This is a genomic window from Streptomyces sp. NPDC058985 (genome assembly GCF_042740985.1).
GTDB lineage: Bacteria > Actinomycetota > Actinomycetes > Streptomycetales > Streptomycetaceae > Streptomyces.
The window spans coordinates 50,795-65,135 of record NZ_JBHYJX010000034.1; the positions used below are offsets into that span (position 1 = coordinate 50,795).

The following is a 14,341-nucleotide window of genomic DNA, read 5'->3' on the forward strand; positions in this document are numbered from 1 at the left end:
CTACTTCGTCAGCGCGCCGACGACGGCGTCGATGTACGCCTCCATCGACCCGGGACCACCGAACATCCAGATGCCGTCGTCCAGCCGGTGCACGTCGCCGGACTTCACGAACGGCAGGGACTTCCACACCGAGTTCTTGGCCAGCTCACCGGTGAACGGGGTGGCGGACGGGTCGTCCTCGTTGCCGATGTAGGCGAACTGCGTGTCCTCGGGCAGCTTGGTGAGACCCTCGACGTCGGTGGTGCCGAGGCCGTAGGCGGGGTCGCCCTTCACCGTCCAGGCGTTCTTCAGGCCGATCGCCTCGTTGACCTCACCGATGAGGGAGGTCGCGGTGTAGGGGCGGATCGAGACCTGGTTGGAGGCCACGTAGCCGTCCGCGAAGGCGTAGTTCCTGCCGGCGATCCCGGCGTCGGCCAGGGCCTTCTTGCCCTCGGCGACCTTGGCCTCGAAGCCGGTGCGCAGCGCCTTCGCCTCCTCCGTCTTTCCGGTGGCCTTGGCGATGAGGTCGATGTTCTCCAGCATCTGGTCGATCTGACCGGTGCCGTCCGCGGAGGTGACCTCGATGACCGGGGCGACCTCGCGCAGCTGCTTCACGGCGGCCGGGGTGAGGTCCGTGGTGGCCACGATGAGGTCGGGGGCGAGGGAGGCGACGGTGTCCATGCTCGGCTCGCCGCGGGTGCCGATGTCCTTGGGCTCGTTCTTCAGCGGCACCGCGCTGTCCCACGTCTTGTAGCCCTTGACGTCCGCGACGCCGACCGGGTCCACGCCCAGGGAGACCAGGCTCTCGACGACGTTCCACTCGGTGGCGACGACCTTGGTGGCCGGGCCGTCGAGCTTCACCTCGGTGCCCTTGCCGTCCTTGAGCGTGATGGCCTCGGAGGCCTTCTTCTCGGACTTGTCGGCGGCGGGTTCGGTGGTGCCGCAGGCGGCGAGGGTGAGCGCCGCGGCGGTGGTGGCGGCCGCGGTGAGCAGGAGGCGTCTCATGAGGTGGTGCCGAGCCTTTCGGTTCGTATGTGGTGGCGGCCGATCGGGCGGGTGCGCAGCCGGCCGGTGAGGGGGTCGGTGTCGACGTCGATCCGGATGCCGTAGACGGCACTCAGCCGTTTCGGCGTCAGTACGTCCTCGGGCGGGCCGTCGGCGACGATCCGGCCCGCTTCGAGGAGCGTGATCCGGTCGGCGACGGCCGCCGCCTGGTCGAGGTCGTGCAGCACGACGCCGACGGCGATCCCGTGGACGTCGGCCAGATCGCGGATGAGGTCGAGGAGTTCGACCTGGTAGCGGAGGTCGAGATAGGTGGTGGGTTCGTCAAGCAGCAGCACGCCGGTCTCCTGGGCCAGGCAGCTCGCGAGCCACACCCGCTGCAACTGGCCGCCGGAGAGGTGGTCGGCGCCGCGGTCGGCGAAGCCGTCGACGCCGGTGAGCGCGAGCGCCCGGTCGACCGCGGCCGGACCGTCCGGATCGGGCCGTCCCCAGCGGCCCCGGTACGGATAGCGGCCGAACTCGACGACGTCCCGCACGGTCAGCCCGCCCGGTGTCGGACGGCCCTGCGTCAGCAGGGCGACGTACCGCGAGAACTCACGGGGCGTCAGCGCCAGGCCGTCGGTGTCGCCGTCGATGCCGATCGCCCCGCTCCGGGCCCGCTGCAGGCGGGCGACGGTGCGCAGCAGCGTCGACTTGCCGCTGCCGTTCGGGCCCACCAGAACGGTCACTTCGCCGGGCCGGAGGGTGACCTCCGCGTCGTGCACGACATCGACGCCGTCGTACGCGACGGTCACACCCGTCGCCGACAGCCGATGACCGCGCAGGCGTGGGGTGCCGGCCGTGTCTTCACCAGATCTCACGTGGCGAAGGTTAGCCTAACCTAAAAACTGCTGGTAGAGGCGGGGGTCACACCGGCCGCCCCGGCTCCGGCCCCGTCCTGCGCCCCGGATCGGACGGCGTGCTCAACTCTCCTTCGGGGCAAGGGATTTCCACAGTCCCGCTCGGTTCAGGGACTGCGGGCAGTGCAGGTAGATCTCGTCGATCTCCAGGACCAGGGCGAGGTCCGGACGCCTGCCGTCGCGGGCCATCGCGTCGAAGAAGGGCGCGTCGGTGAGGAGGCGGGCCCGGCCGTTGATCCGCAGCACCTGCTTGCCGCCGGGGATCAGATAGAGCAGGCCGGCGTGCGGATTGCCGAGGATGTTGTGGAAGCTGTCCCCCCGCCGGTTGCCCGGCCGGTCCGGCAGGGCGATGGTGCCGGGATCCAGGACCCGGGTGAAGCCCGGCGCGTCGCCGCGCGGCGACACGTCGCAGTTGCCCCGCGGGTCGGAGGTGGCCAGCAGGCAGAACGGGGAGCGGGCCAGGATGTCCAGGTCGTCGTCCGTGAGCCGGTCGTGCACCTTGTCGATGACGACGGGCCAGGGCTCGCCCAGCAGCTCGCGCAGCTCGGCCGGCGAGCCCAGTTCGACCCAGCCGTCCTCCTTGGCGGTGTCCGGCAGCTCTCCGGTCGTGTCGATCGTGTGTGGCAAGGCCGGCTCCCCGGGTACGTGCTGACCGGAGGCGGGTGCTTCCGGCTGGGTGATTGTACGTAGCACATTATCTGATGTTAGGTTCCCCTTACCTGGCGCGGTCAGAAGGCGTACCGCACCCGCAGCCACGGCGCCTGGGCGGCGACCAGCGCGCGCAGCCGGCCGACCGCGTCGGCCTTGACCCCGGCGCGGTAGCGCACGTTGAGCGCGCCGTTCTCGGAGCGCTTGCCCTCCTGCAGCTCCGGCCGCCACAGCACCTCCTCGGCGCGCGGATGCCAGCCCAGGTTGACCCCGTGCAGCTCCCGGTTGTGCGTCAGCATGATCACCTCGGCGGCGGCCTGCCGCCTGACCCGCTCCGGCAGGACGTCGCCGAGGTGGCGCAGCAGCTCCGCCCAGGCCTCCTCCCAGCCCGGCCGCACCACCACGGGGGAGAGGTTGAAGTGCACCTCGTACCCGGCGTCCAGGAAGTCGGCCGCCGCGGCGATCCGCTCGGCGACCGGCGAGGTGCGCACGTCCAGCAGCCGTGAGTCGTCCGGCGGCATCAGGGAGAACCGGATCCGGGTGCGGCCGCGCGGGTCGAGCGCCAGCAGGTCGGGGTTGACGAACTTGGTGGCGAAGGACGCCTTGGCGGTCGGCCACTGCCGGAACGCGTGCACCAGGTCAGCGGTGTTGTCGCAGATCAGGGCGTCCACCGAGCAGTCGCCGTTCTCGCCCACGTCGTACACCCACGCCTCGGCGTCGCACTGGTTCGGCTCGGGCTTCGGCCCCTGCCGGGCGATGTGCCGGCCGAGGTGGGCGATGATCCCGTCGATGTTGGTGAAGACGGTGACGGGGTTGGCGTACCCCTTGCGCCGGGGCACGTAGCAGTAGGCGCAGGCCATGGCGCAGCCGTTGGAGGCGCCGGGCGCGATCCAGTCCGCGGAGCGGCCGTTGGGGCGGGTGGCCAGGGTCTTGCGCTCACCCAGGACGAGGGTCTCGCCCTTGATCCGCACCCAGCGCTCGACGTTGCCCTCGTTGCCGTGCAGGCCCGGGATGCGCCAGTGCGAGTCCACCTCCACCACGCGCGCCTCGGGGAACCGGGCGAGCACCTGCCGGCCGCGCGGGGAGGCGGCCGCCGCCGGTTCGGCGTGGATCTCCCGGACCGGCAGCAGACGGCGGGCGGCGGCGGAGTCCCGGAAGCGGGGCCCGGTGGGCTCGGCGGCCGGCCCGCCCGGCGTCAGGGCGTCGAGCCCGAACAGGGTGCCGGAGCCGTCGTCCGGTGCGGCGGACGGATCGTGCATGTGTGCTCCGGGGCGAGAGTGCGGGACGGGCCGGCCCCACTGTACGAAGCACGGCAGCCCTCCGCCGTGTCACGCCCCCCGTCCGGGGCATACGCGTGACACGGCACCGGCCCGGTGCCACCGATCCGAAGGGGTGTACACCGTGCTCGCCATCATCGCGGCGGTTCTGTTCCTCATCGCCTGGCTGATCAACGCGGCGGAGGTGTCGACCAACGACGTCTTCACCTCCACCAACGTGATGCTCATAGGCCTGGCCCTGGTCGCCCTGCACGTCGCCGGGATCGGCAGCGGCTGGGCGGCACGCGGGCGTCGCCGCTGAGCCGTGCGCGCCTCCCCGTCAGGGGATGCGCGCCACGGCCGCGTAGATGCCGCTGTCCTCCGGCGCCGGCGGTTCCTGGCCCTCGCCGTACCACTCGGTGGCGGTGACCAGGCCGGGCCGGACCAGTTCCAGCCCGTCGAAGAAGCGGGTCACCTCCGCCCGGGTGCGGAAGCCGAGGCGGATGCCGCCCTTGGCGTACTGGGCGATCACCTGCTCCGACAGTTCGGGGAAGAGGTCGATCGAGGCGTGCGAGAGGACCAGGTGGCTGCCGGAGGGCAGGGTCTCGACCAGTCCGCGGACTATCCCGTGGGCGTTCTGGTCGTCCGTGATGAAGTGCATCAGGGCGATCAGCGACAGGGCGATGGGCCGGTCGAAGTCGAGGATCTCGCGGGCGTGCCGCACGATCTGCTCCGGCTCGCGGACATCGGCCTGGATGTAGTCCGTGGCCCCCTCCGGGCTGCTGACCAGCAGGGCCTCCGCGTGCCGCAGCACGATCGGGTCGTTGTCGGCGTAGACGACCCTGGCCGCCGGGACCGTCCGCTGCACGATCTGGTGCAGGTTGGGCTCGGTCGGGATGCCGGTGCCGATGTCCAGGAACTGGTCGACGCCCTGCGCGGCGAGGTGGGCCACCGCGCGGTTCATGAAGGCGCGGTTCTGCCGCGCCGCGTCCCGCGCCTCGGGCGGCAGGGTCTCGCCCACCGCCTCGTCGACGGGGTAGTTGTCCTTGCCGCCCAGCAGCCAGTCGTAGACCCGCGCCGGGTGGGCCCGGCCGGTGTCGATGTGGGGAGGCTGGGAATGGTCCGTCGTCATGGCAGGCTCCGTGGTTCGGGAGGTGACGCTCCGCCGTAAATTTCGATCATCGTACTGCCCCGCGCCCTGCGCCCCGCGTCATGTCCGGGGCACACGGCGGAAGTTGCCGATCAGAACGTGCCGAGGGTGCGGGGTGGAGCGTAGGTCCACTCCCGGTCGGCGTCGGTGATCGCGCGCAGCACGCGGGCCGGGGCCCCGGCGACGACGGTCATGGCCGGGACGTGCGCCGTCACCACGCTGCCCGCGCCGACCACCGAGCCGCGGCCGATGGTGACCCCCGGCATGATCAGCGCGCCGGCCCCGATCCACACGTCGTCCTCGACGGTCACCGGCGCCGAGAACTGCGTGCCGTCCCGCCGCAGGCCGGGGTGGACGGGGTGCCCGGTGGTGCTGATGGTGACGTGCGGCGCGAACATCACCCGGTCCCCGACGAAGACCTCGACGTCGTCGACGAGGGTGAGGCCGAAGTTGGCGTACACGTCGTCACCCAGGTGCACGCGGTTGCCGTAGGCCACGTGCAGCGGAGGCTCGATCCACACGCCGGTGCCCACGGCCGCGAACATCTCCTTCAGGACCGCCCGGCGCCCCTCCTCGTCCCGCGCCCCGGTCCGGTTGTAGCCGTCCGCCAGTTCCTTGCCGCGCAGCCGCTCCTCCGCCAGCCCCTCCAGTCCCGGGGCGCCGTCGGAGTACAGCTCCCGGGCCGCCATCCTGCGGCGCACCTCGCGCTCGCGGGGGTCGATGGCCATGCCGTCTCCTTCGGTCTCTCGGGGGAGGAGGGGGAGGGGAAGGGAGGGGGGTTCAGCCGGTGGACGCGTCCGTCGGCGTCCAGCGCTGATTGGCGCCGGAGTTGGGCGGCCACGTGGTGACGGCCGCACCCTCGTGCGTCGCCCGACCGCCCACTTCGAGCAGGCGTCCGGTGGCGGCGTTGACCAGCGTCCAGGTGCCGTCGCCGGTGGTGGAGGCGAGCCACTCGGCGGCCCTGCCGGGGCGCCCCGTGTCGGGCTCGGCCACCGGGACGCCGTCGCGCACCGCCAGCCGCGTGCCGTGCTCGGGGTCGGTGAAGACGTAGCGGTCTCGGACGCCGCCGTCGTGACGGACCGCGCTCAGCCGCCAGTCCGTTCCGCCGCCCAGGACCAGGCCGGTGCCGTCGTCCCCGACGGTGACGGCCCGGCCGCTCTGCACGCCGGTGAGGGTGTAGCCGTGGCTCCGGCGCAGCGGGGCGGCGTCCCTCGCGACGCCGGAGACGCCCTTGATCTCGAAGGAGGTGACGGACTGCGCGGGCACGGTGAAGACGGCCGTGCGGTCCTTCACCCGGATCGGGGCCTTGCGTTCGAGCCGGCCGCCGGCGTCGGTGACCACCGGGGTGACGGTGGCGCGGCGGCTCAGTCGGTGGACGTGCGCACCACGGCGACGTCCCTGGGTGCGAGGAGGAGGGTGCCGTCGGTGCCCAGGTCGCCGGCCAGGGCCTCTCCGGCGACACGGGGGACGGTCACCGCCGCGTCGGTCCGGTTGACCAGGAACAGGAACCGGCCGCCGGGGCCGCGCCGCACGGTGGTCTCGACCGCCCCGCGCACCTCGGCGGGCAGGTCGCTCGCCACACCGGCCGGCTCCAGCAGCCGCGGCAGCAGCGAGGCGAGCCCGGCCGCACCGAGCCGGGTGGACACGTAGGCGGCCGAACCGCTCCCGGTGGGTCGCCGGGTGACGGCCGGGCGGCCCGCGTGCGTGCCGGTGCGGTAGCGGGCCAGGACCTCGGTCTCCGGCGCGGTCACGGTGATCTGGTCGGTCCACAGGTCGCCGGTGGTCGCGTCGTCCAGCTCCACGCGCTCCCCGGCGGGCAGCGGGCCGAACTCCTCGACCCGGATGCCGAGCAGGTCCCGCAGGGCGCCCGGGTAGCCGCCGAGCCAGACGTGGTCGTTCTCGTCGACGACTCCGGAGAAGTACGTGGTGACCAGGTGCCCGCCCTGCTCGGCGTACCGGGTGAGGTCCTTGGCCGTCCCGGCCGGGACCATGTGCAGCACCGGTGCGATCAGCACCCGGTGGCGGCCCAGGTCGGCGCCGGTGGTGACGACGTCGGCGCGGACGCCGAGGGAGAGCAGCGCCGAGTACCAGTCGAGCGCCTCCCGGTGGTAGTCGAGCAGGGAGGTCGGGTGCGAGTCCTGCTCGCTCGCCCACCAGGACTCCCAGTCGAAGAGGATGCCCACCTCCGCGGGCTCCCGCTCGCTCCCGGCGACCGGCGCGAGCGCCCCCAGCGTGGAGCCCAGCGCCGTGACCGCCCGGAAGACGTCACTGTCCGGGCCGGCGTGCGGGACCATCGCCGAGTGGTACTTCTCGGCGCCCGCCGCCGACTGGCGCCACTGGAAGAAGCAGACCGCGTCGGCGCCGTGCGCCACGTGCGTCAGTGAGTCCCGGGCCAGCTCGCCCGGCCGTTTCGCCAGGTTGACGGGCTGCCAGTTCACGGCGCTGGTGGAGTGCTCCATCAGGAACCACGGCCGGCCGCCCGCGATCCCGCTGGTGAGGTTCGCCGAGAACGACAGCTCGTCCCGCTCGCGCCCGCTCGGCACCACGTAGTGGTCGTTGGCGACGAAGTCGACCTCGGCCGCCCAGTCCGCGTAGTTCATGCCCTTGGTGCCGGGCATCACCATGAAGTTGGTGGTCACGGGGGTGCCGGGGGTCAGTTCCCGCAGGAGGTCGCGCTCCGCCCGCAGGTGCTCCTTGAGCGCGTCCGAGGAGAACCGCTTGAAGTCCAGCTGCTGGGTCGGGTTGGGGTGGGAGGCGGCCAGCCGCGGCGGCAGGATCTGCTCCCAGTCGCTGTAGCGCTGCGACCAGAACGCCGTGCCCCAGGCGTGGTTGAGCGCGTCGAGCGTGCCGTACCGGGCGCGCAGCCAGTCCCGGAAGGCACGGGTCGCGTCGTCCGAGTAGTCGTACACGTTGTGGCAGCCCAGCTCGTTGTTGACGTGCCAGGCGACCAGCGCCGGGTGTCCGGCGTACCGGGTCGCCATCTCCCGGACCAGGCGCAGGGCGTGCTCGCGGAAGACGGGCGAGGTCGGCCGCCAGTGCTGGCGCGCGCCCGGCGACAGCGTCTCTCCCCGGTCCGTCACCGGGAGGATCTCCGGGTGGGCGGTGGTCAGCCAGGGCGGCGGGGAGGCGGTGGCGGTGGCCAGGTCGACGCCGACGCCGTGCTCGTGCAGCAGGTCCATCACGTCGTCGAGCCAGCCGAAGTCCCAGGTGTCGGGGCCGGGCTGGAGGCGGGCCCAGGAGAAGATGCCGAGCGACACGATGGTGACGCCGGCCTCGCGCATCAGCCGTACGTCCTCCTCCCACACCTCCCTCGGCCACTGCTCGGGGTTGTAGTCGGCGCCGAAGGCGAGCCGGGGGGTGGGGGCACCGTCCGGCCCGCGGTGGAGGCGGGACGCGAAGGTGGAGATCATGGCGGTCCTTCCGGTGTGGTGCGTGCGGTGGGGGCTACTGCTCGACGGTGAAGCCCTGCTCCTCGCCGTACTTGACGGAGGCCTCCTGCCAGGACTTGAGTCCCTCGGCGAGCGGGGTGCCGGAGACGTAGGCCTTGCCCGCGGTGTCGTTGAAGACCGAGTTCGCGTATACCTGGTAGGGCAGGTACGACCAGTCGTCGGCGACGTTCGCGGCCGACTCGGCGAAGATCTTGTTGGCCTTCTGTCCGCCGAAGTAGGGGAAGGCGGTGTCCTGGAACGCCGTGGACTGCAGCTCCGCGGTGGTCGCCGGGAAGGCGCCGCCCTCCAGGCGGGTCTTCACGCCGTCGCCCGCGTTCGCGTACTCGACGAAGGCGTACGCCAGCGCCTCGTTCTTGCCGAGTTCCGGCAGCGCCAGGGCGCTGCCGCCGTTCTCCGCGCTCGCCTTCCCGCCCGCGGTCCACTGCGGCAGCGGCGCGGCGCGCCAGTCGCCGGCCGCCTCCTTCACGCCGGAGGCGAGGTTCGCGGGCATCCAGGCGCCCGTGGCGAGGGTCGCGATGGTGCCGTCGCCGAGGCCCTTGTACCACTCGTCGGTCCAGGGATTGACGGGGGTGAGGAGTTTCTCGTCGATCAGCTTCTGCCAGGTGTCGGTGTACGTCTTGGCACCCCGGTCGGAGAAGTCGATCCTCACCTCGGTGCCGTTCACCGTGTAGGGGCGCGAACCGGCCTGCCAGAGCATGCTGGTGGTGAGCCCGGCGTCGCCGGTGTCGGCGGTGATGTACGCCTTCGGGTCGGCCTTGTGCAGTTCGCGCGCGGCGTCCAGGTACTCGGCCCAGGTGGCGGGCACCTCGATGCCGTACTTGTCGAAGACCTTCTTGTTGTAGAAGAGCGCCATCGGGCCGGAGTCCATGGGCAGCGCCCAGACGCCGTCCGAGCCGGCCTTCACCCCGTTCCACGGTCCGGGGGAGAACTGTGCGGAGAGCTTGCCGGCGCCGAACGCCGTGAGGTCGGTGAGCTGCTTGGTGAGGGCGTACTGGCCCATCGCGTAGTACTCGATCTGGGCGACGTCCGGGACGCCCTTCTTCGCCGACACGGCGTTCTGGAGGGCGGTGTACTGGTCGTTGTTGGTGCCGGCGTTGACGAGGTCGACCTTGACGCCCGGGTACTTCTTCTCGAAGTCCGCGGCCACCTTCTCGAGCGTGGGCTCCCAAGCCCAGACCGTGATCGTGCCGCCCTTCTCCAGGGCGGCTCGGACGTCGTCCTGGGAGACCGGCTTCTGGCTCGGTCCGCCGTCGTCGGAGTCGCCGCATGCGGTCGCCGTCAGGGCGAGGGCGCAGACGAGACCTATACCGCTCAGCAGGCGGCGCGAGTGCTTGGGCATGGGTGTGCTTCCACTTCTTCGTGGCCGTGACCGGCACCGTCGATGGTTGGAGGGGAGGAGGGACGTGCGGGGGTCATTCCTTGACGCTTCCGGCGGCCAGGCCGGACTGCCAGTAGCGCTGGAGCAGCAGGAACGCCGCGATCAGCGGGAGGATCGTGATGAGCGACCCGGTGACGACCAGGTTGAAGACGGCCTCGCCACCGGCGGTCGCGGCCTGGGCGTTCCAGCTGTTCAGGCCCAGGGTCAGCGGATACCAGTCGGGGTCCTTGAGCATGACCAGCGGCAGGAAGTAGTTGTTCCAGGTCGCCACCATGGTGAAGAGCAGGACGGTGACGACGCCCGGCGCCAGCAGCGGCAGCGCGACCCGGAAGAAGGTGCGCACCTCGCCGGCGCCGTCGATCCGGGCGGCCTCCATCAGTTCGGTGGGGATCGCCTCGCTCGCGAAGACCCACATCAGATAGAGGCCGAACGGTGAGATCAGGGACGGGATGATCACCGCCCAGGGCGTGTTGGTGAGCCCCATCTCGCTGAACATCAGGAAGGTCGGCACCGCCAGGGCGGTCCCCGGTACGGCCACCGCGCCGATGACGACGGCGAAGACCGCGCGCCGGCCGGGGAAGCGGAACTTGGCGAGCGCGTATCCGCCGAGCACGGCGAGGAGGGTGGCGCCGCCCGCGCCCAGCCCCACGTACAGCAGGGTGTTGAGCAGCCAGCGGATGAAGACACCGTCGTCGTAGGTGAGCGTCTCGCCGATGTTGTCCCAGAGCGCGAAGTCGCCGTCGAACCAGAGGCCGAACGAACGCGACAGCCCCTCCTGGGTCTTGGTGGCGCTGACGGCCAGCCAGATCAGCGGTACCAGGCTGTACAGCAGCACGAGACCGGTGAGCACCGTCAGCAGGGCGCTGCGCCGGGGCCGGTCCGGGGAGTGCCGGCGCCGGGACGTACGCAGCCGGGGCGCGGAGCCGGACGGGCCGGACGGCACGGGCGCGGAGCGGTCGACTGCGGTGGCGGCGGGACTGGTCATCGCCGGATCACACTCCCTTGCGCATGCCGCGCAGCTGGACGACGTAGGCGATGGCCATGGTGATCAGTCCCATCACGATGGCGACCGTCGCGGAGTAGTTGTGCTGCTGTCCGTTGAAGGAGAGCGCATAGGTGTAGGAGTTCGGCGTGTAGTCGGTGGTGATGGCGTTGGGCGCCAGCGGCTGGAGGATGCTGGGCTCGTTGAAGAGCTGGAAGCTGCCGATGACGGAGAAGATCGTGGCGATCACCAGGGCGCCCCGGATCGCCGGGAGCTTGATGGCGGTGATCACGCGGATCTGCCCCGCCCCGTCGATCTGTGCCGCCTCGTACAGCGAGTGCGGGACGACCCGCAGGGCCGCGTAGAAGATCAGCATGTTGTAGCCGACGAACTCCCAGGTCACGATGTTGCCGATGGAGGCGAGCACCAGGTCGGGGGAGAGCGGGTCGGGCAGCGAGACGCCCAGCGCCCCGTTGATGTCGCCGACCAGGCCGAAGCGGGTGCCGTACATGAAGCCCCACATCAGGGTGGCCACCACGGCGGGCACGGCGTACGGCAGGAAGATCGAGACGCGGAAGAAGTCCCGGCCGTAGAGGCGCCCGCTGTCCAGCGCCAGCGCCACCAGCAGCGCGATGCCCAGCATGATCGGCACCTGTACGGCGAGGAAGAGCGAGACCCGGCCGAGCGAGGCCCAGAACCGGTCGTCCGTCAGGGCCTGACCGTAGTTGTCCAGACCGACGAAGGTGGTCCCGCCGATGAGCTGGTCGCGGAAGAGGCTGAGGTAGACCGAGTAGGCGATCGGTGCGAGGAACACCAGGGCGAACACGGCCACGAAGGGGCCGAGGAACCCCCACCCCGTCCAGGAGCGGCGGTCGCGCCGCGCCGGGGGAGGGGCGGGCCGCGGCTCGGCGATGGCCGGCGGTTGCAGCGTCGTCATGTCGGTCCTCGCTCGTCCACGTCCGGGAGTCCTAGCGTGTTTGCGTAAACATCGGACGCGCGGAAAGCGGTCCGGTCGGAGGATTGCTGTTATGTTTACGTAAACATTTGATGGCGGCATGTCTACACTGCCCCGAGGACGACGGTCAAGGGTCCTTCGGGCCGGAGACCGGAACAGTGCGGAGAGGTGGCGGAACGCAGTGGACACCGCTGAGGGAGCCGCGGACGCGAGGGACGCCGCGCACACGGTTCCGCGGCGCCGCCGCGGCGGCCGGGTGCCGACGGCGTCCATGGCGGACGTGGCCCGGCTGGCGGGGGTCTCCTCGCAGACCGTCTCCCGCGTCTCCAACGGCTACGCCGGAGTGACCGAGGAGACCCGGCGGCAGGTGCTGGCGGCCATGAAGGAGCTGGGGTACCGGCCCAACAGCGCGGCCCGGGCCCTCAAGCGGGGCGAGTTCCGCACCATCGGCGTCATCACCTTCACGCTGGCCACCACGGGCAACGTACGCACCCTGGAGGCCATCGCCACCTCCGCCGCGAGCGAGGGGTACGCGGTGACACTGCTGCCGGTCGCCGTGCCGACCCAGGACGAGGTGCGGGGCGCGTTCTCCCGGCTGGAGGAACTGGCCGTCGACGCCGTGATCGTCATCATGGAGGTGCACCTCCTGGACGCGGCGAGCCTCACCCTGCCGCCCCACGTCCAGGTCGTCGTGGTCGACTCCGACGCAGGCGACCACTACACGGTCGTCGACACCGACCAGGCCGGCGGCTCCCGCACCGCCGTGCGGCACCTGCTGGACCTCGGGCACGACACGGTGTGGCATCTGGGCGGCCCCGAGGGCTCCTTCGCCGCGCAGCGCCGCACCGACGCCTGGCGGCACACGCTCACCGAGGCCGGCCGTGCCGTGCCGCCGCTCGTGCGGGGCGACTGGTCGGCGGAGTCCGGGTACCGGGCCGGCCTGGAGCTGGCCGCCCGCCCGGAGTGCACGGCCGTCTTCGCGGCCAACGACCAGATGGCCCTCGGTCTGATGCGGGCCCTGCACGAGAACGGCCGCAGCGTGCCCCGGGACGTCAGCGTCATCGGCTTCGACGACATCGCCGAGGCGGGCTCCTTCCTGCCCCCGCTGACCACCGTCCACCAGGACTTCGCCGAGGTGGGGCGGCTCTGCGTGCGGGCCGTGCTCCGCAAGATGCGCGCGGCCGCCCCGGAGCGGGGCACGACGCTAGTACCGACCCGGCTGGTGACCCGCGCGAGCACGGCGCCACCGCCGGGGTAGCCGCGCCCGCTCGCCGCCGCGGGGTCAGTCCGGCTGCCGGTCGATGTTCCTGGTCCACCAGTGGTGCTCGCAGAACCAGTGCCCGACCATCGCACCCCCGAAGACGACGAACCCCACCCCGATCAGCCAGGACTCCACCACCAGCACGATGCCGACCGTGCCGTAGCTGATCGCGTTGTCCAGGATCAGCGGCGTGAAGAACAGGTACGAGAAACCGCGCAGCCCGATCAGGCCCACCATGGTCGCGACCGCCCCCGGCAGCAGGTCGCGCCAGCGGATCTGGCTGCCGAGCAGGAAGTGCTGGCCCCACCAGAAGAACAGCATGCCGGTGGCCGTGGACAGCGCGATCCGGGCCGATCCGTGCAGGGCGGTCCGCGTCTGCACCTCCTGGTAGAGGTACGCGGTCAGCGCGATCACCCAGGTCGCCTGGCGCCAGACGCGGTGCCACGGGCCGGAGGGCAGCTCCCAGATGCGTTCGTAGCCGTTCTGGACGCTCGCCGCGAAGGACACACCGAAGACGGCGAGCAGGATGCCACCCCACACGCTCGTCGTGCCGACGACCTTGGTGGGGGGACTGATGATGTCGGTCAGCACCTTGGCGGACCGTCCCGACAGGCCCATCCCGTCCGCCAGCCAGGATGCGAAACCGCCACGGCCCAGCGGATCGGCGGCGGCCACCACGATCAGCAGCGGCGCCAGCGTGACCAGGGCGAGCGTGGCGAAGCCCATCGCCCTGTGCATCAGTTCCAGGTCCCGGCCGCGCCGGACGAGGGACGACGCGGCCAGCCGGTCCCACACACGGTGGAACGGCCGCCACAACCGGTTCACGGGTGCTCCTCGGGCGTCCTTTCGATGGCTCGCCGACGGGGAACTGAGTGACCCCGGGGACGTCCGGGCAAACGTCGCGCCACCCGGACGGCCCCGGTCATCCGGAGCGCCGCGCCACTCAGGGGTCCGTGCCCTGCTGCTCACGCAGCCAGTCGTTGTGCCAGGCGATGGCGGCGCGTATCTGCGGTTCCTGGAGACCGGTCCGGGAGCCGAGCTGGTCCATGGTGAGGGCCGACGGGCCCTGGGTCAGGGCCCGGGTGAGCTTGGCGGCCCACAGCTCCTCCTCGACGAAGGGCCGGTGCGAGTAGCCCTCCTTGATCACGTCGAAGTGGTCGTCCGAGCACGCGGTGATGAGCCGAAGCCCGTCGAACCGTTCATGGGCGGCCTGCACCGCGGAGGAGTCCGGAACGTAGCCGGTCACGGACTCGTCCTGGGGGAAGACCCTGGCGCACAGGTCGCACAGCTCCATCGGGACCGGCCGGGGGGTCCGGTCCTTCCTGCCCTTGCGCTTCCACATGGCGACTCCCGGGGGTGCCACACAGCAGTGTCGACGCCGG

At 71.6% G+C, this 14,341-nt stretch carries 14 protein-coding genes and 1 pseudogene; 2 read left to right on the forward strand and 13 right to left on the reverse strand.

Going from position 1 to position 14,341, the window contains the following annotated elements:
* The 4 genes from ACFW01_RS26290 to ACFW01_RS26305 form a co-directional block, all read right to left on the reverse strand.
* Window positions 1–984, reverse strand: a complete 984-nt coding sequence (locus ACFW01_RS26290) for an iron-siderophore ABC transporter substrate-binding protein (protein WP_234959822.1) — start codon at window positions 982–984, stop codon at window positions 1–3.
* Entirely contained in the window at window positions 981–1,841 is an 861-nt protein-coding gene (locus ACFW01_RS26295) for an ABC transporter ATP-binding protein (protein ID WP_234959823.1), read from the reverse strand. The genes ACFW01_RS26290 and ACFW01_RS26295 overlap by 4 nt, the downstream gene beginning before the upstream one ends.
* Window positions 1,842–1,943: 102 nt before the next feature.
* Window positions 1,944–2,507 (reverse strand): MSMEG_1061 family FMN-dependent PPOX-type flavoprotein, encoded by a 564-nt coding sequence (locus ACFW01_RS26300; protein WP_234959824.1) that lies wholly within the window; start codon window positions 2,505–2,507, stop codon window positions 1,944–1,946.
* A 101-nt stretch (window positions 2,508–2,608) separates the two neighbouring features.
* Window positions 2,609–3,787, reverse strand: coding sequence for a spore photoproduct lyase family protein (locus ACFW01_RS26305; RefSeq protein ID WP_234959825.1), 1,179 nt, complete (start codon window positions 3,785–3,787; stop codon window positions 2,609–2,611).
* Between the two features lie 133 nt (window positions 3,788–3,920).
* On the opposite strand from ACFW01_RS26305, the gene ACFW01_RS26310 reads away from it, so the two are divergent.
* Window positions 3,921–4,106 (forward strand): hypothetical protein, encoded by a 186-nt coding sequence (locus ACFW01_RS26310; RefSeq protein WP_064726182.1) that lies wholly within the window; start codon window positions 3,921–3,923, stop codon window positions 4,104–4,106.
* Between the two features lie 18 nt (window positions 4,107–4,124).
* On the opposite strand, the gene ACFW01_RS26315 is transcribed toward ACFW01_RS26310, so the two are convergent.
* The 7 genes and pseudogenes from ACFW01_RS26315 to ACFW01_RS26345 form a co-directional block, all read right to left on the reverse strand.
* The gene (locus ACFW01_RS26315; protein ID WP_384507215.1) at window positions 4,125–4,916 is read right to left on the reverse strand and encodes an SAM-dependent methyltransferase; all 792 of its coding nucleotides are present in this window, start codon (window positions 4,914–4,916) and stop codon (window positions 4,125–4,127) included.
* A 110-nt stretch (window positions 4,917–5,026) separates the two neighbouring features.
* Complete coding sequence (locus ACFW01_RS26320; RefSeq protein ID WP_234959828.1) at window positions 5,027–5,662, reverse strand: sugar O-acetyltransferase; 636 nt, start codon at window positions 5,660–5,662, stop codon at window positions 5,027–5,029.
* A 52-nt stretch (window positions 5,663–5,714) separates the two neighbouring features.
* Window positions 5,715–6,302: pseudogene (locus tag ACFW01_RS26325) on the reverse strand (RICIN domain-containing protein); the annotation flags it as partial.
* Window positions 6,299–8,344, reverse strand: coding sequence for a beta-galactosidase (locus ACFW01_RS26330; RefSeq protein WP_234959829.1), 2,046 nt, complete (start codon window positions 8,342–8,344; stop codon window positions 6,299–6,301). The pseudogene ACFW01_RS26325 and the gene ACFW01_RS26330, both read right to left, overlap by 4 nt.
* Before the next feature lie 34 nt (window positions 8,345–8,378).
* Window positions 8,379–9,722 (reverse strand): extracellular solute-binding protein, encoded by a 1,344-nt coding sequence (locus ACFW01_RS26335; RefSeq protein WP_234959830.1) that lies wholly within the window; start codon window positions 9,720–9,722, stop codon window positions 8,379–8,381.
* Window positions 9,723–9,795: 73 nt separating this feature from the next.
* A complete protein-coding gene (locus ACFW01_RS26340; RefSeq protein WP_234959831.1) occupies window positions 9,796–10,746 on the reverse strand; it encodes a carbohydrate ABC transporter permease in 951 nt (316 codons plus the stop codon).
* Window positions 10,747–10,753: 7 nt separating this feature from the next.
* Entirely contained in the window at window positions 10,754–11,680 is a 927-nt protein-coding gene (locus ACFW01_RS26345; protein ID WP_234959832.1) for a carbohydrate ABC transporter permease, read from the reverse strand.
* A gap of 289 nt (window positions 11,681–11,969) precedes the next feature.
* Between ACFW01_RS26345 and ACFW01_RS26350 the strand changes: the two genes are divergently transcribed.
* Window positions 11,970–12,956 carry a LacI family DNA-binding transcriptional regulator gene (locus ACFW01_RS26350; protein ID WP_234959950.1) on the forward strand — a complete coding sequence of 329 codons (987 nt, stop codon included), beginning with the start codon at window positions 11,970–11,972 and terminating at the stop codon, window positions 12,954–12,956.
* 24 nt (window positions 12,957–12,980) lie between these two features.
* Here the strand turns inward: ACFW01_RS26350 and ACFW01_RS26355 are convergent, their stop codons facing one another.
* On the reverse strand, window positions 12,981–13,784 hold the full coding sequence (locus ACFW01_RS26355; protein ID WP_161325851.1) for a ribonuclease BN: 804 nt from the start codon (window positions 13,782–13,784) through the stop codon (window positions 12,981–12,983).
* Between the two features lie 118 nt (window positions 13,785–13,902).
* On the reverse strand, window positions 13,903–14,301 hold the full coding sequence (locus ACFW01_RS26360; protein ID WP_234959833.1) for a hypothetical protein: 399 nt from the start codon (window positions 14,299–14,301) through the stop codon (window positions 13,903–13,905).
* Window positions 14,302–14,341 lie beyond the last annotated feature (40 nt).